The organism is Paraglaciecola sp. 20A4 (genome assembly GCF_011378905.1).
GTDB lineage: Bacteria > Pseudomonadota > Gammaproteobacteria > Enterobacterales > Alteromonadaceae > Paraglaciecola.
Genome location: NZ_WTPY01000019.1, coordinates 21,765 through 38,476, shown reverse-complemented (window position 1 = coordinate 38,476; position 16,712 = coordinate 21,765). Strand labels below are relative to the sequence as shown.

16 protein-coding genes are annotated in these 16,712 nt (G+C 42.8%); all 16 read right to left on the bottom strand.

Features of this window, described 5'->3' with window-relative positions; translation table 11 throughout:
• Nucleotides 1-61: 61 nt before the first annotated feature.
• Nucleotides 62-1,120 carry a homocysteine S-methyltransferase family protein gene (locus tag GQS54_RS15795; RefSeq protein WP_166424933.1) on the bottom strand — a complete coding sequence of 353 codons (1,059 nt, stop codon included), beginning with the start codon at nt 1,118-1,120 and terminating at the stop codon, nt 62-64.
• A 33-nt stretch (nt 1,121-1,153) separates the two neighbouring features.
• A complete protein-coding gene (gene metA / locus GQS54_RS15790; protein WP_166424932.1) occupies nt 1,154-2,080 on the bottom strand; it encodes a homoserine O-succinyltransferase in 927 nt (308 codons plus the stop codon).
• 379 nt (nt 2,081-2,459) lie between these two features.
• Nucleotides 2,460-2,864, bottom strand: a complete 405-nt coding sequence (locus GQS54_RS15785) for a DUF2802 domain-containing protein (protein ID WP_166424931.1) — start codon at nt 2,862-2,864, stop codon at nt 2,460-2,462.
• A gap of 37 nt (nt 2,865-2,901) precedes the next feature.
• A complete protein-coding gene (locus tag GQS54_RS15780; protein ID WP_166424930.1) occupies nt 2,902-3,396 on the bottom strand; it encodes a chemotaxis protein CheW in 495 nt (164 codons plus the stop codon).
• Nucleotides 3,397-3,420: 24 nt separating this feature from the next.
• Nucleotides 3,421-4,200, bottom strand: a complete 780-nt coding sequence (locus GQS54_RS15775) for a chemotaxis protein CheW (protein WP_205967787.1) — start codon at nt 4,198-4,200, stop codon at nt 3,421-3,423.
• Entirely contained in the window at nt 4,197-4,976 is a 780-nt protein-coding gene (locus GQS54_RS15770) for a ParA family protein (RefSeq protein WP_166424929.1), read from the bottom strand. The genes GQS54_RS15775 and GQS54_RS15770 overlap by 4 nt, the downstream gene beginning before the upstream one ends.
• Nucleotides 4,977-5,051: 75 nt before the next feature.
• Nucleotides 5,052-6,191 (bottom strand): chemotaxis response regulator protein-glutamate methylesterase, encoded by a 1,140-nt coding sequence (locus GQS54_RS15765; RefSeq protein ID WP_166424928.1) that lies wholly within the window; start codon nt 6,189-6,191, stop codon nt 5,052-5,054.
• A gap of 24 nt (nt 6,192-6,215) precedes the next feature.
• A complete protein-coding gene (locus GQS54_RS15760; RefSeq protein ID WP_166424927.1) occupies nt 6,216-8,423 on the bottom strand; it encodes a chemotaxis protein CheA in 2,208 nt (735 codons plus the stop codon).
• 12 nt (nt 8,424-8,435) lie between these two features.
• The gene (locus GQS54_RS15755) at nt 8,436-9,179 is read right to left on the bottom strand and encodes a protein phosphatase CheZ (RefSeq protein ID WP_166424926.1); all 744 of its coding nucleotides are present in this window, start codon (nt 9,177-9,179) and stop codon (nt 8,436-8,438) included.
• Between the two features lie 32 nt (nt 9,180-9,211).
• Nucleotides 9,212-9,595 (bottom strand): chemotaxis response regulator CheY, encoded by a 384-nt coding sequence (gene cheY, locus GQS54_RS15750; protein ID WP_158770729.1) that lies wholly within the window; start codon nt 9,593-9,595, stop codon nt 9,212-9,214.
• Nucleotides 9,596-9,640: 45 nt separating this feature from the next.
• Nucleotides 9,641-10,369 (bottom strand): RNA polymerase sigma factor FliA, encoded by a 729-nt coding sequence (locus tag GQS54_RS15745; protein WP_166424925.1) that lies wholly within the window; start codon nt 10,367-10,369, stop codon nt 9,641-9,643.
• Nucleotides 10,366-11,232, bottom strand: coding sequence for a MinD/ParA family protein (locus tag GQS54_RS15740; protein WP_158770731.1), 867 nt, complete (start codon nt 11,230-11,232; stop codon nt 10,366-10,368). The genes GQS54_RS15745 and GQS54_RS15740 overlap by 4 nt, the downstream gene beginning before the upstream one ends.
• Nucleotides 11,229-12,545, bottom strand: a complete 1,317-nt coding sequence (gene flhF / locus GQS54_RS15735; protein ID WP_166424924.1) for a flagellar biosynthesis protein FlhF — start codon at nt 12,543-12,545, stop codon at nt 11,229-11,231. The genes GQS54_RS15740 and flhF overlap by 4 nt, the downstream gene beginning before the upstream one ends.
• A gap of 34 nt (nt 12,546-12,579) precedes the next feature.
• Nucleotides 12,580-14,682, bottom strand: coding sequence for a flagellar biosynthesis protein FlhA (flhA, locus tag GQS54_RS15730; protein ID WP_166424923.1), 2,103 nt, complete (start codon nt 14,680-14,682; stop codon nt 12,580-12,582).
• A 109-nt stretch (nt 14,683-14,791) separates the two neighbouring features.
• Nucleotides 14,792-15,916, bottom strand: coding sequence for a flagellar biosynthesis protein FlhB (gene flhB, locus GQS54_RS15725; protein ID WP_166424922.1), 1,125 nt, complete (start codon nt 15,914-15,916; stop codon nt 14,792-14,794).
• 15 nt (nt 15,917-15,931) lie between these two features.
• The gene (gene fliR, locus GQS54_RS15720; protein WP_166424921.1) at nt 15,932-16,711 is read right to left on the bottom strand and encodes a flagellar biosynthetic protein FliR; all 780 of its coding nucleotides are present in this window, start codon (nt 16,709-16,711) and stop codon (nt 15,932-15,934) included.
• Nucleotide 16,712: the final 1 nt, after the last annotated feature.

Genomic DNA, 16,712 nt, shown 5'->3' with positions numbered 1-16,712 from the left:
TACTACTTCCCGGGGCTTGGTAACCAAGCGACCCGCGATCATTACGTCTTTTGGCTGCAAATTAATGCACAAAAGGCTCCAGTCCCGATAATCGCAGTTTGACCTCGCGTTTAGGGATAACACGGGGTGCCACACCATCTACCACATTTGCGATAGCAGCAATGTGTTCGGGGGTTGAACCACAACAACCACCAACTATATTTACTAGCCCAGAGTGCGCCCATTCACGGATATGTTCTGCCATTTCATCGCTTTCTAGATCGTACTCACCAAACTCATTTGGCAAACCAGCGTTAGGATGCGCTGAAACCAGACACTCAGCTACAGTAGCCACTTCATCTACATACTGGCGTAACAAATCAGGGCCTAACGCGCAATTCAAACCGAACGAAAACGGGTTAGTATGGCGCATCGAATAATAAAATGCTTCAGCAGTCTGGCCCGATAACGTTCTGCCTGATGCGTCGGTTATTGTACCTGAAATCATAACCGGTAAGGATTTGCCTAACGCTTCAAATACTGTATCAACGGCAAAAGCTGCAGCTTTTGCATTGAGTGTGTCGAATATCGTTTCTATCATGATTAGATCAGCGCCGCCTTCGATCAATCCGTGCGTTGCTTCTACATATGCCTCGACTAATTGGTCAAACGTTACGTTACGCTCACTAGGATCATTCACATTTGGTGAAATTGATGCAGTGCGACTTGTCGGCCCTAATACACCCGCCACAAAACGCGGTTTATCCGGTGTTAATGCAGAATATTTATCGGCAGCTTTACGCGCTAATTTTGCTGCCTCTATATTTATCTCCTTGGCAAGAGATTGCATATTGTAATCAGCCATTGAAATCGTAGTGGCATTAAAGGTGTTGGTCTCAATAATATCCGCCCCTGCAGCAAGATATGCGCAATGAATATCATAAATCGCATCTGGCTGCGTCAAAGTCAGTAAATCATTATTACCTTTGACATCGCTTTGCCAATCGATAAAGCGCTCACCGCGGTAATCATCTTCTTGAAAATCATGAGCTTGGATCATGGTTCCCATGGCGCCATCTAAAATAAGAATGCGTTTTTTTGCAGCGTCGTGCAGGGCTTGTTCTGAGGATACTGTTGACACTATATTTCCTTTAAAACTGATAAATAAATTGTTCTAGTCTTTTTTTGACAATGATGCCAAATCATAAGGCGTGTTCTGATATACGTAGTAGTTTAACCAATTGGTAAACAGCAAACTACCATGAGCTCGCCAAGTCACCATAGGGGCTTGTGTAGGATCGTCTTCAGGATAGTAATTTTCGGGAATAATTGCCTCTAAACCGGCGTTGATGTCTCGCTGGTATTCTTGATCTAAACTGTCTGGGGCATATTCTGGGTGTCCTGTAACAAACACTAAGCGTTTATCTTCTGAGGCAACAATATATGCGCCTGTTTTTTCAGAGCTCGCGAGCACTTTCAAACCGTCCACAGATTCATAATCAGCGATACTAATTTCGCCATAGCGTGAATGGGGAGCATTAAAAATCGGATCAAAACCGCGCATTAATTCGTTATGTTCATCCCGCACCTGATGGGCGAATATTCCGCTGAGCTTTTCGTCACGCAGTCTACGATTTTTTCCATGGAAGTGATATAAGGCCGCGTGTGCAGCCCAGCAGGAGAATAGCGTGGATTGCACATGACGCTGAGCCCACTCCAGCACTACTTTCATTTTCTCCCAATACTTTACATCGTCATAATCTAACAATGCTAATGGCGCGCCAGTCACAATCAAACCATCGTATTGCTTATCAGCGACATCATCAAAGTTTTGATAAAACGCTTTCATGTGGGATTCAGGGGTATTCTTTGGCGCTTGATTATCAATGCGAATTAAATCCACATTGATTTGTAGTGGTGTATTTGACAGTAAACGCAGAAATTGCACCTCTGTTTCCATCTTGTTGGGCATTAAATTCAAGATACCCACTTCCAGTGGACGGATGTCCTGCATGGCTGCGCGATCGGTATCCATCACAAAAATATTCTCACTATTTAAAATGCTTTGTGCAGGCAATTCAGTAGGAATACGAATAGGCATAATGGCTCCAAGTTGTGTTGAGAGGCTCTAAATCTGGAGCAAAACGAGATAAATGTCAACATCTTTACGTCTAGACGTCTAAACGTAAACTATTTGAAAATATTGGTATTACACGTATGTGTAAACGACAACCGATTTAAAATTATTGCCAACTGCGAGATTGACTCATTGCACAGTAATTAAAGAGACAAATACCTTTATTGAATGCTGTATCTTAACGGCCAGATATACGCTAAAGCCAATGACGATGTTAAACGAATTTCATCTAGTGCACCGATTAACTGAGCAGTACCTTTAAGGTAAGGAGAAAAATCAAACAGTAAACGGATTGGAGAAACGATTCAGGTAATCGAATAGAAATAAGAAAAGATGGTAACGATTACCCCTTATGAAGATTGTAAATTAACTCAGCTTCAGCCTTAGGCATATCGCATTCATGCATTAAATCTTCAACCGAGTAGCCGCTTGCAACTAACTTTGCCGCTTGTTGATATAAACGATTTTGCGGATCTTGATTGGCCAGTTGTTCCTGCTGAACGGCAGTTTGCTTAACCGTCGTGACCAACGCTTTTATTTTGTCCCCCATGCCGATACTACCCACTCGTACTTCTTGCAATTCCTGTTGATTAACAAGCAATTGCTCTTGTAACGCCGCCATATGCATTTGCTGTTGTTCGCATTTTTCTTGCAACCCCGCGATACGCTTTGCCAGCACCGTACAAACACCAATAAATAGCACGATGGCGATAATAATAACCAAGTAAATCAGATGATTTATTTCCACATTTGCGTCCAGTTGCTTTACTAGTCAGCGTTACGAATTAAATATTCGTTAACTCATCCCACTCTTCATCACTCAAGAGTTTGTTCAGATCAACCAAGATCAACAACTGACCATCGCGATTACTCACACCTTGGATAAACTTAGCGCTCTCTTCCGTTCCAACATTTGGTGCACTATCGATTTCCGATGAACGTAAGTAAACCACTTCGGCAACACTGTCGACCAATATACCTAGCACCTGCTCTTCAGATTCGATAATAACGATACGTGTGCTGTCAGTTAGATCTGTAGGCTCTAATCCAAAACGAGCGCGCGTATCAATAACAGTGACGACATTACCGCGAAGGTTAATAATGCCTAACACATAATCAGGCGCACCGGGCACTGGCGCAATTTCGGTGTGGCGTAAAACCTCTTGCACCTGCATAACGTTAATGCCGTAGGTCTCTTCACCTAATTTGTAAGTTACCCACTGCAATACTTCATCGTTGCGATCAGAAGATGCGTTACTTGATGTTCTATCATCAGTCATATTTGCTACTCCAGCATCATTTTGCTAGTTGTCATTACTATTCATACCTTGGTCAAGCAAACGAATAAGTTGCTTAACATTTACCAAGGCACACATTTTTTTCTTGACCATGCCACTAAGCCAGATGCGCTTGCCATCAAACTTACGCCACTTTACGTCATCGGGTTGCAAAGTGATGGTGTCAATAATACGTTCACACGCTAATCCCCAACCACTATTGTCCAACATAATAAGATATTGATTTTTCGCTGAATCGGCTAGCTTTTCGTTGCATTTTTCCGGCATAACCCACATAGCAGTATCCACTACATTCATCTTTTCATCACGGTGTAACATGACCCCTTTGAACCAATTAGGTTTACCAAAAATAGGCGTTACGTCTGCCAATTGATGTATTCCACCTAGCTCAGTTAAAGGAAGCGCTAGTGATAATCCCGCAACTTCAAAAATAAGCGTTTGAAACGGTTCTAAATATACACCTGTATCTTGTTCATTATGGTCGATAATGCTGTCTGTGGCATCTCGTACTTCTACCGTTGAATTATTATTTGGTACTTCTGCCTGTAATTCGCTAGCTGAAGCAATCAACGACGCTTCTAATATATTTTTATCTCGGTTGTCTTGGCTTATCGCTTGCTCGGGCGCAACGTCACTATCTTCAGGCTCGGCATTAACCAATGCTGTTGCACTGCTCAACAATTTACTAACACGCTCTAATGGTTCAAAGTTGCTATCGTCTTCGGTGAGTAAAGAAGACAAATATTCTTCCATGACATCTTTCTTACCAAATGTTCTACGACTCATTTAGCTGCCTCTAACAAACGTAAATGACGTAATAAACTGGTATAAGCTAATACGCCCCTAGCCTTGGGAGCATGAATCGACGGCAGAGCATGATTTGCACTGGCGTCACGAAATTTTGTGTCAATAGGAATTAACCCTTGCCACACTGAATCACCATGCGTTCCACGTAATGTTTGATACGCCGCAATTGCTGCTTTCACGCGTTTATCAAACATAGTTGGAACTATCGTGTAACTAAATTTTTTACGTAAAGACTGCTGCATAATGTGCAGTGAATCGAGCATTCTATCTAAACCCTTTAAGGCTAAAAACTCAGTTTGTACTGGAATAATAACGCGAGTGGATGCCGCTAACGCGTTAACCATCAATACCCCCAATACAGGCGGGCAATCAATAATTGCATAGTCAAATTCTTCATCGAGTAGTGCCAACGCTTTCTTCAAAATGAGTCCCATGCCACTTTGATTACCTAGTTTACGGTCTAGGGTAGCTAATGCCATGCTAGCTGGCAGGATGAAGAGTGAATCAAGCTTTGTTGAACACAGACAGTCCAAAACCGTATCTTTATCTAAGGGGTTATCATGCACAAAAATATCATATAAGCTGCGCGTCAAATCGTCAGAATCAATACCAAAATAATAACTTAAGGATGCATGAGGATCGGTGTCTACTAAAATCACCTTTGCCCCACGTTGCGCGAGCAAACCTCCTAGGGTAACTGCTGTCGTAGTTTTACCGACCCCCCCTTTTTGGTTTGCAACAGTCCACACCTTCACGTTAATTACCTTTTAGTGGCTTTCTGGTCGCGTTGCAGATAAATACATTTGCCTGGGCAGCCAGGACAAAACACGCTAAACCATTTCCTTTACAATATTGCTTTCGAATGAATCAATAGAAAACTCTCTTTCGGCAATCCCTGAAGACATTACTGCTTGTGGCATACCATACACCACTGAACTTCTTTCATCTTGAGCCCAAATTTTTGCGCCTTTTCTCTTCAGCTCAGTAGCGCCTATTTTCCCGTCAGCTCCCATACCAGTGAGAATAATGCCTAGCACGTCTCCAGCATAAACTTTGGCAATTGACTCAAAGGTGATATCCACGCAGGGCTTATACAATATATCGGCAGTGTCTGGCGCATCATAAACACTAAATTTCACTCTATGACTATCATTTTGAACTATCAGTTGACGCCCACCAGGCGCTAAATAAGCCACACCGGCCTCAACAGTTTCTCCATCTTCGGCTTCTTTCACAGTAAGTTTAGACAGTTGATTTAGCCTTTCAGCAAATGCACGCGTAAAAGCGCCAGGCATATGCTGAACAATAAATATAGGATAAGGAAAATTTTTCGGGATATTGGTCAACACTTTTTGCAAAGCAACTGGCCCACCGGTTGACGTACCTATCGTTAAACAGCGGTATTTTTTGCCTGATGGGATCCCTGCAGACGACGAAGCATAAGCAGCTACAGAAACCGGGGAACTTCTGGTTGATTGCACCGCAGAGCTGCTGGTATTGCGTCTAACAGGCTTATTAAACAAAATAGCTTTCGGTGGCGCAACAGCCGCTATTGAAGAACGAAATCCATGATGTTTGCGGCAAAGACCTTTAACTCTAGCTTGCAACAGCGCAACTGCTTCACGACGATTACTGGCAATATCATCGAATTTCTTAGGTAAAAAATCCATGGCGCCCGCGTCCAGTGCGTCGAGCGTGGCTTTAGCACCTTCTGAGGTAAGAGACGAAAACATAATAATCGGCACTGGCTTACGCGCCATAATTTTCTTAACCGCAGTTATGCCGTCCATAATGGGCATTTCTATATCCATGGTCACTACATCTGGATTGAGCCGAATGACCATATCAATCGCTTCTTGCCCGTTTCTGGCTTCACCAATCACTTCTAAACTTGAGTCTTGCTCTAAAATTTCTTTTACACGGCGCCTAAAAAAAATCGAATCATCAACTATTAAAATCTTATAAGCCATGTATCTTCTTTCAAAACCTCGAGATTATCGCGCTTGCCGAATGGCATCAGCCTTTTTCTTAGCATAATGTTTTAATAAACCAGGTACATCGAGGATCAACGCAATACCACCATCGCTAGTAATCGTTGCCCCCGCCATTCCGGGCGTACCTTGCAGTAATTCATCTAGTGGTTTAATGACTACTTCTTCTTGTCCAATAAGCGCGTCAACGACAAAACCGAGTTGTTGAGTACCAATTTGTACCACAACTACATGTCCTTTCGAGCGGTCTAACGGTATTGCTTTAGCATTTTTGCGCACTAGCCACTCACGTAAATAAAATAAGGGTATCGCTTTAGAACGCACTATTTTAGTTAACTGTCCGTCAACCATATTAGTCTTGCTCATATCCATATTAATTATTTCGTTAACCGAGCCTAAGGGTAAAGCAAACGTTTGATCGCCGACCACTATCATTAATGTCGGCAATATGGCTAGGGTTAACGGTACTTTGATCTCTAACGTTGTCCCCTTACCTAGCACTGAATCAATTTTAACCGAACCATTTAATTGATTGATCTTGGTTTTAACCACATCCATGCCTACACCGCGGCCTGACACTTCGGATATTTCGGTTTTAGTAGAAAAACCGGGGGCAAAAATCAAATTAAAAGCTTCTTCATCCGACATACGTGCAGCGGCGTCGGTATCAAGTACTCCCCGAGATATCGCAATCTCTTTAAGTTTTTCAGGATCCATTCCTTTACCATCATCGATGATGCTAAGTAAAATATGATCCCCTTCTTGAGATGCTGATAATTTGACGGTTCCTAATGAAGGCTTGCCAGCGGCAATACGATCTGCAGGCATTTCAATACCGTGATCTACCGAGTTACGCACTAAATGCACTAATGGATCCGCTAAGGCTTCAACCAAGTTTTTATCTAAATCAGTCTCTTCACCTTCAAGCTCAAGGGTAATTTCTTTATTCAATGTGCGGGCTAAGTCTCTAACAACTCGAGGAAAACGCCCAAACACTTTTTTGATAGGTTGCATTCGCGTCTTCATTACCGCGCCTTGCAAATCTCCTGTCACAACATCTAAATTGGCGATAGCTTTAGACATGCTTTCGTCGTTTACCGTTAACCCAAGGCTAAGTAATCGATTTCGCACTAATACTAACTCGCCGACCATATTCATAATTTGATCTAAGCGCTTAGTATCAACCCGTACCGTAGTTTCTGGCTGCGCAACCGATGGTCGTTTTTCTTCTCGTTTGGCCACCGCCTGTTTATTTTTTTCAGGCTGCGAATTAGTTATAGGTGCACTGGCTTGGGTAGGCGCGATCGAAGGCACACTGGGTTCACTAGCACTGCCGGCTGAATCTAACTTATGTTTTTCATGTACAACTGGTTTAACAGGATCGGGCTTTGTATCAGTGGTAGGCGCTTTGCCTTTGCCATGTAGCTGGTCTAGCAGAGCCTCAAATTCATCATCGCTAATATCCTCATCATCAGTTGAAAGTGTTTTCGCCGTAGGTACTTCAACAGGCGCTTCAAGCTTATCTGATGAGGTATTTTGACCTTCACCGAATTGGCCTTCTCCGTGAAGCTGATCGAGTAAAGCTTCAAATTCATCATCACTGATATCGTTGTTATCGTCTGCGGTTCCAGAGGCGACAGCTGAAGACTGACCAGAGGCACTTTTACTAACCGGATTGCCTTTACCATGTAATTCGTCTAACAATGCTTCAAATTCAGATTCATCAAAATCATCCGATTCTGATTTAGTAGCAGGCTCAGACTTCAGTACGGCTTTACTTTGTGATTCTGCTTGTGCGACGTTAGCGATGTCATCTTTTGACTCAGGCTTGCTAAGACGATGTAGGGTATCGAGTAAATTTTGACTCGCTGGCACAAGCGGCTTTTGGGATTTAACATCTTCAAACATAGCCACCACTTCATCTGTAGCTTGAAGAATAATATCCATAAGTTCTGGTGTTAAAGTACGTTGCCCATTGCGCATTACGTCAAATACGTTTTCGGCTCCGTGACAAATATCCACCAACTCAGTGAGCGAAAGAAAACCTGCGCCGCCTTTTACGGTATGGTAGCCACGAAAAATAGCATTGAGTAACTCTGCATCTTGTGGATTGTTTTCCAATTCAACGAGTTGCTCCTGAAGCTGTTCTAACAGTTCACCGGCTTCAACCAAAAAATCTTGAAGAATTTCCTCGTCAACATCAAACGCCATATTCTAACGCCTCTAAAATCCTAAACTTGATAGTAAATCATCAACATCATCTTGGTCAGATGCGACATCGTCACGGTTAGCGGCATCGATAATAGGGCCTTCCGCTTTAACACTATCGGCTTGTTTATCAGATATATGAGTTATTTCCAGCGATTCTGCACCACCAAACATAGTTAACATATGAACTAAACTATCTTCCACTACTTTAACCAGTTCAATAACACGACGAATAACTTGTCCTGTTATATCTTGGTAGCTTTGGGCAAGTAGCATTTCAGTAAGTAGTTCATTTAATTTCCTCGACTCAGCTTCACCTTCCTCTAAAAAAGTATCTAGACGATGGTACAAGGTATTAAATTCACCTACCGCTAATTCACGACCCAATAGTTTCTTCCACTCAGGGAGAATTGCGTTTATTTCCGAGTTGAATTTTTCTGCAATCGGCATGCTGCTATCAACAAGATCCATCGTACGGTTCGCCGCTTTCTCAGTGGTTTCAATAACGTAGGTAAGTCGAGTTTTGGCGTCGGGGATCTCTTCGTTTGCTAAGTTAGCGATACGTTCATCGAGTTGAAAGTTATTAAGCGAATCATGAAGTTGACGAGTTAACTTGCCCACCTCTTCAAATAATTCAACTGAATTACTGTCACTGACACTATCGAGTAATTTTCTAGCGCTTTGATTATCGCCATTTTCAAGCATCACAACGAGTTGCTTTGCATCTTCTAACGACATTGGAGCAGAACTTGAGGTCATATGGCCTTCCTTTTTGTTCTGAAAAGCCTAAATTAACCTAAACGTTCAAATATTTTTGTCAACTTCTCTTTAAGTGTTGCTGCAGTAAACGGTTTGATGACATAACCATTAACCCCTGCTTGTGCAGCGGCAACGATTTGTTCTTTCTTAGCTTCAGCAGTCACCATTAACACAGGCGTATGTTTCAGATTTTCATCTGCACGAATCGCACGAAGTAAATCAATGCCTTGCATGCCTGGCATATTCCAATCAGTGACAACAAAATCAAAATCACCTTGTTGCAGCATAGGCAATGCTGTGCTTCCATCATCCGCTTCTTGAATGTTGGTAAACCCTAAATCTTTTAACAGGTTTTTGATGATACGACGCATAGTCGAGAAATCATCAACAACCAAAATTTTCATGTTTTTGTCCAAAATAATCTCCGCTCAGGGCAAATCACAGTATTTGTGAGTTTTGTTTTATTCTTCAATACGCCAAGTTTGCATTTTACTTTTTAGTTTTAACATCGCTTGGCTATGTATTTGACTAACACGCGATTCGCTGACGTCTAAGACATCCCCTATTTCGCGCAAGTTTAATTCTTCGTCATAATAAAGCGACAATACAATCGCTTCTCTTTCAGGTAGGGTCGTTATTGCATGGGCTAAGGCTTTTTGAAACGAACCTTGGAGTAAATCTTCAAACGGAGTATCAGAGCCTTTGGATTGTTCGTTGGTCACCACATCTTCGGTCACCCCCAAATCTTCTATGCCGATAATTTTTCCCGCATTAACTTCCCCGAGCATCTGATGATATTGATCTATACTCACGTCAAGTTTTTTAGCGATATCAACATCCCTAGCATCGCACCCGGTTTCACGTTCGACTTGATTGATCGCACTGGTAATGGCACGGCCATTTTTATGCACTGAACGGGGAGTCCAATCCCCTTTACGTATTTCGTCAAGCATGGAGCCACGGATGCGAATACCAGCGAAAGTCTCAAAACTCGCCCCTTTGGTGCCATCAAAATTACGTGAAGCTTCAAGCAAGCCAATCATACCCGCCTGAATCAAATCATCGACCAGAACACTGGCAGGTAAGCGCGCTATTAAATGGTGTGCAATACGTTTTACTAATGGCGCATGACGCTCCACTAACGCATTTCTATCATCTAACTGCTGATACGCAGACGCTTTGTTATTCACCGGATGTCGCCTACTGCTTTTTTAACAATAAGCTGCTCTAGGAAAAATTCTAAATGTCCCCCTGGTTGCGACGGCACCGGCCAACTGGCCGCTTGCTGGGCTAATTTGTTTATCGCTATCGCTGCAGGAGAAGTCGGATAAGCTTCAACTATCGCTTTTTGCTTGCGCACTGATTTACGAATATTCTCGTCAAATGGGATGGTGGCAACCAATTCCAAAGCAACATCTAAAAAGCGATTTGTTACTTTAGTTAATTTATTAAATAGTTCTTGCCCCTCTCGCATATTGCGCACCATATTGGCCACAATTTTAAAACGAAAGACGCCGTGTTCTTTATTCAGAATTTTAATCAACGCGTAAGCATCAGTTAATGAAGTGGGTTCGTCACACACGACGACTAGAATGTCTTGAGCTGCGCGCGAGAAACTCAGTACCATGTCAGAAATACCTGCCGCAGTATCAACAATCAATACATCGATTTGTGAACGGAGTTCACTGAAGGCTCGAATTAATCCTGCATGTTCTGTAGGTGTGAGCTCAGTCATTGACTGACTACCGGAGGTCGCTGGGGCAATTTTAATGCCGTAGGGACCTTCAACTAACACTTCGTCCAGAGTGCACTCGCCCGACAATACGTGCGAAAGATTCTTCACGACGCGTAAGCCCAGTAATACATCAACGTTAGCTAAGCCTAAATCCGCATCCAACACCATCACTCTCTTACCCTGTTGGGCCATAGATATTGCGGTGTTCAAGGTGACATTGGTTTTACCCACTCCCCCCTTGCCTCCGGTCACGGCGATCACTTTAATTAATCGCGATTGATTCATTCTTCTTAAGCTACTTGCTTGGTCCTCAATCATACTGCCACTGCTGTGTTAGTTAATGAATTATCACTAGTATGAATTAATACATGCTTTTTATAAAGCTTGGCGGCACTGGTAATCAAAAATTTTGCTTCAGCCACTTTTAAGTCTTCCGGAACCTTTTGGCCATCGGTTATAAAACTCACGGGCAATTTGTGCTCGATGGCTGCACTAATCGCCTCTCCAAGACTGTAGCATTCATCTAATTTGGTGAAAATACAACCCTGTAACGAAATCTGTTTATAAGCTTTTATAGTTTGCTGCATAACCTGATACTGGCTATTTGCTTGCATCACTAGATAACTGCTGATGTTTGACGTGGTACTTTGTTTCAGCGTTTCTAACTGTTTGATCAGTCTAACATCTCTTTGACCAAAACCCGCAGTATCAATAAGTATGAGACGCTTATTTCTAAACTGGAATAACAAATCGGATAATTCTTCAGCATTTTGAGCTTTTTTAACCGAGCAACCAATGATTCGAGCGTAAGTAGAAATTTGTTCATAAGCAGCAATACGGTAACTATCAATCGTTATTAAGCCGACGTTTTCAGCGCCATACTTTTGCGCAGCCTGTGCCGCTAATTTAGCAACTGTGGTTGTTTTACCTGTACCCGTAGGGCCCATTAAAACCGCAATACCACCTTTTACTAACAAATTACTTTCTTCAGTCTGAATACGATTTGCCAATAACTTTAACAAAAACAACCAAGCTTGACGCTCATCAGCTTTTGCAGGCGTATACGAAACCACTTCATTAGCTAACGTTTGGCTAATGCCCATTTTCTGTAACTTATTGGTTAAATAGCCGTGCAATGGATGATTTCTGCTTTTATCTTGCTGTATCAAACCGGCCACTTGAAACTGTAATACATTTCGAAGCGACGCGAGTTCTTGACGCATCTCATTAAGTGCATCTTCTTGCTGAGGCACTCGGGGAGCGGCAGTCCGAGCAACTGGGGGTGGATTCGCATTACGTTGTGGCTGTGCTTGCACAGCCTCTGGCTTGTGAGTTTGCAATGACGCTTCTTTGGCATTTATTTGCTTTTCCAAAAGAGCACGTAAGCTATCAGGTCCGCTGTCACCAATAATTTCGCTGAGCGTTGGAGTAGATTCAACCTTACGCTTAGGTGCGGATGCTGGGGCAGCGTGTTTCGGGCTTACCGTCGGCTCTCTGTCATAAGCGGCAACAATTTCCACACCGTCATTAAGTTTTTTATTGGACATAATGACAGCGTCATCACCCAATTCATCTTTGACTTGTTTCAATGCTTCTCGCATATCTTTGCCATAAAAGCGTCTAATTTTCACAATTTACCCCTTGCTACTTACATCTCGTGACGGACTATTGACCTACCGCACTGACTATTTTTATTTGTTTGTCATCTGGAATTTCTTGGTATGACAATACATGTAAACCTTGTACTGCGTGCTTCAAGAATCGTGATAACACTGGGCGTAACATACCTGACGTTAATAATACGGCAGGCTCACCGGCTAATTCTTGTTGTTGAGAGGCATCATTTAGCGACTTTTGTAAACGTTCAGCTAAACCAGGTTCAATACCAGCGCCATCCCCACCACCTGCTTGAAGAGACTGGTGCAACATCTGTTCCAACTCTGGCGCCAAAGTTATGACTGGTAGTTCAGCTTGACCGCCGTTAATTTCTTGAATGATTAAACGTTTAAGAGAAATACGTAATGCTGAGACCAATACATCCGGATCCTGACTTTTCGGGCCGTATTCGCATAAGGTTTGTACTATTGTGCGTAAATCTCGAATCGGCACTCCTTCGTAAAGCAATGTTTGCAGTACTTTCACCACAGTACTTAATGAAAGAATATCTGGCACTAAACCTTCTACCAGCTTAGGGCTTTGTTTGGCGAGCATATCCAATAGTTGCTGAACTTCTTCGTGGCCTAATAACTGATAGGCGTTATTAGTCAATAACTGGCTCAAATGAGTCGCAACCACTGTTGCGCTATCCACAACCGTGTACCCTAACGTTTGTGCATGCTCTCGCTGATTGGCTCTTATCCAAACAGCATCTAGGCCAAATGCAGGATCTTTAGTTACTGTGCCATCTAACTTGCCAAATACTTGGCCTGGGTTAATAGCTAACTCATCATCATGACTAATTTCAGCTTCGCCAACCGTAACACCTAGCATTGAAATAGTGTAATTATTTGGGCTTAAGTCTAGATTGTCGCGGATATGTACCGGAGGAATAAGGAATCCCAATTCTTGCGATAATTTTTTACGAACTCCTTTAATACGCGTCAATAACTCGCCGCCTTGCGATTTATCAACCAGCGGAATTAAACGATAACCAACTTCAAGACCAATTGTGTCTACGTGCTGAACATCGTCCCAGCCGAGTTCTTTAATTTCTGCAGGCTGGGTATTACCACGTTCAGGCACAGGCACAAGTTCTTGGGGGGCAGAAGCGCGTTTCTGTTCACTCCACTGTTGGTAATAAGCATAACCGCCGACTAGCGCACTAAAACCAAGAAAGGCCACATGAGGCATACCCGGTACTATACCCATAACAAAAAGGATGCCACTGGTAATATACAACGCTTGACGGTTACCCAACTGCCTTGTTAATTCTTGACCCATTTCCTGTGAATCATTTTCTCTGGTCACAATGATCGCTGTCGCCACCGATAAGAGTAACGACGGAATTTGCGCGACTAACCCATCACCAATCGTCAGTAAGGTATAAATTTCAACAGCTTGCCCAAAAGCCAAGTCATGTTGAAAGATACCAATAAATAAACCACCCACAATATTGATCAGCATGATAAACATGCCCGCTACCGCATCTCCTTTTACAAACTTGGATGCACCGTCCATTGAACCATAAAAGTCCGCTTCACTGGTGACTTCAAAACGGCGCTTGCGTGCTTCGTCTTGGTCGATAAAACCGGCGTTTAAATCTGCATCTATGGCCATTTGCTTGCCAGGCATCGCATCTAGCGTAAAACGTGCGCTCACTTCTGAAATACGACCTGCACCTGCGGTGACTACTTTAAAGTTAATGATAAGGAGGATCGCAAACACCACGATACCTACCGCATAATTACCACCAATAACCACTTCACCAAATGATTGGATAACTTTACCGGCCGCATCTCCGCCTTCATGCCCTTCAAGGAGCACAATACGAGTAGATGCAACGTTTAGGGCTAAGCGCAGAACAGTGGCGATCAGCAAGACCAGTGGAAAAATACCAAAGTCCACTGGCTTCTTAGTGAACACCGATACCAAGATAATAACCAAGGATAGAGCTATATTGAAACTGAACAGAACGTCAAGAAGAAACGCTGGCATGGGCAAAATAACCATACCCATGATGGCCAGTAAGACCAAAGGAGCACCCATCTTAGACATCACTGACTGGAAGTGGCTTTTGTCGAAACTATTTAGATAAGCAGTAAGTTGCATAATGCGAATTTTTTGACACCTAGCGGACGTATAACTTGATAAAGCAACTACCGCGCCAACTAACTCAATTCACCACAAATATGAGCTGTCAAAATGTTTAACAACTGCATTAACGCCTTAATTCATAAGGGATAGGCAGGTCTTTTGGTATCGATTTAGGACGTTTGCCTTTGCCATTTTTATAGGCTTTTAATTGAAAGACATAAGCTAATATTTGAGCTACAGCCATAAATAGCTTTGCTGGGATCTCAGATTCAACTTCCGTGGAGTAATAAATTGCACGAGCTAACATAGGTGAAGCAACAATCGGCACGTCGTGAGCACCAGCAATTTTTCGAATATGCATTGCCATTTCATCGACTCCTTTGGCAACAAGGACAGGCGCTCGATTGCCCTGCTGATCGTATTTCAACGCGATCGAATAATGCGTCGGGTTAGTGACAACCACATCTGCAGTCGGCACTTCTTGCATCATACGATTTGCTGCAGCCTGAAATTGTAGTCTGCGAATACGATTTTTAACTTGTGGATCACCCTCGGCATTTTTATTTTCGTCTTTTATTTCCTGTTTAGACATTTTCATTTCTTTGTTGTGCTTATAGCTTTGGTAAGGCACATCAATCGCCGCGATAGGAATTAGCGCACAACACAACATAAGAAATGCCCATGAGATGAGATCCATAGCGTGAAACAAATTCTGTGGGTATAACTCCAAGTCAAGATGAAGAGCTTCGTCTTTAAAAACGAGCATTGCGACGTAGGCCATCCCCATGATCACAAACACTTTAGCGATCGCTTTTAGCAGCTCGACTAAACCATTCATACCAAACATACGCTTGATACCAGCAATAGGATTGAGCTTACTTGCCTTTGGCGCAGCACCTTGCCAGGTAAAATTATACCCACCCAATGCAATATTACCGTAAATACCTGCCGCGGTAATAATCACCATATACAACATAACAGGCCCACTAACAGCCTCAATGGCATAACCCCATGCTTGAAACATATGAGTAAAATCATATGTTTCGTCCCTAGACAAAGTGAACATACGCTGGGAAACAATATATACCGCTTTGGCAATTTGCCCGCCCATCATAATAAAAGCGGCGGCACTGAATACTAAAACTAAAGCAGTAGAAAGCTCTTTTGAGCGAGCAACCTGGCCTTTTTTTCGGGAGTCAGTTGTTTTTTTGGCTGTGGGGTCTTCTGTTTTTTCGTTAGCATCAGACATGACGCCCCTCCTCCATTATGGACATACATTGACCAACTGACACATCATTTGTTGTGCTCGGTCCCACTGCATTTCAAAGTGATAAGTAAAATTATCCATAGTTATCCAGATAATCACCAAACCTGTGATCTGGGCGATGGTGAAGCCTAGACTAAATATATTTAACTGCGGTGCGGCTTTAGTCATAACGCCAAAGGCTAAATTAACAATCAATAGCGATACAATCGGGGCTAACGACAAGGTTAGTGCTGAAATAAACATCCAGCCAGCCCAGTGGGCAATTTCTCTAAACTGTTCAGGTTGCAGCCAAGCCTCTCCTACTGGAAATGCGCTGAAACTCATGACTACCATGCGGATCATAGCTAAGTGACCATCAAGAGCCCAAAAAAGCAAAGTGGCTAATATTAAATAAAACTGCCCGACTGCTGGAACGCTAATACCGTTTACCGGATCGACAATGGATGCGAAACCAAGACCTGTCTGTAACGCCACAACTTGTCCAGCGAGTACAAACGTATCAAGCACCATAGAGGAAATAAAGCCTAATGAAATACCGATGATCAGTTGCTGAATAACTAATACAAATGTACTCACTGAAAAAACCTCTGCCACAGGCACGGGCGGAATAACGGGTATAATAATAAGGGTAATAAATAAGGTTAGTAATGCGCGCACGGTAGTGGGCACTGTCTTAGCACTGAGGCCGATCATTGTCGCCAGCATGCCCGATATACGCATAAAAGGCAGTAACATGTCACCCATAAACTGAGTAATAATGTCCGCTGAAAACTCCATC

What these genes read in the sequence shown, in the direction of transcription:
- GQS54_RS15780 (WP_166424930.1), bottom strand. Translation starts at nt 3,396, where the DNA reads ATGACTGATGATAGAACATCAAGTAACGCATCTTCTGATCGCAACGAT.
- GQS54_RS15765 (WP_166424928.1), bottom strand. Translation starts at nt 6,191, where the DNA reads ATGGCTTATAAGATTTTAATAGTTGATGATTCGATTTTTTTTAGGCGC.
- flhA (WP_166424923.1), bottom strand. Translation starts at nt 14,682, where the DNA reads ATGCAACTTACTGCTTATCTAAATAGTTTCGACAAAAGCCACTTCCAG.
- GQS54_RS15775 (WP_205967787.1), bottom strand. Translation starts at nt 4,200, where the DNA reads ATGAGTCGTAGAACATTTGGTAAGAAAGATGTCATGGAAGAATATTTG.
- fliR (WP_166424921.1), bottom strand. Translation starts at nt 16,711, where the DNA reads ATGGAGTTTTCAGCGGACATTATTACTCAGTTTATGGGTGACATGTTA.
- GQS54_RS15740 (WP_158770731.1), bottom strand. Translation starts at nt 11,232, where the DNA reads ATGATTGAGGACCAAGCAAGTAGCTTAAGAAGAATGAATCAATCGCGA.
- flhB (WP_166424922.1), bottom strand. Translation starts at nt 15,916, where the DNA reads ATGTCTGATGCTAACGAAAAAACAGAAGACCCCACAGCCAAAAAAACA.
- GQS54_RS15755 (WP_166424926.1), bottom strand. Translation starts at nt 9,179, where the DNA reads ATGACCTCAAGTTCTGCTCCAATGTCGTTAGAAGATGCAAAGCAACTC.
- metA (WP_166424932.1), bottom strand. Translation starts at nt 2,080, where the DNA reads ATGCCTATTCGTATTCCTACTGAATTGCCTGCACAAAGCATTTTAAAT.
- GQS54_RS15760 (WP_166424927.1), bottom strand. Translation starts at nt 8,423, where the DNA reads ATGGCGTTTGATGTTGACGAGGAAATTCTTCAAGATTTTTTGGTTGAA.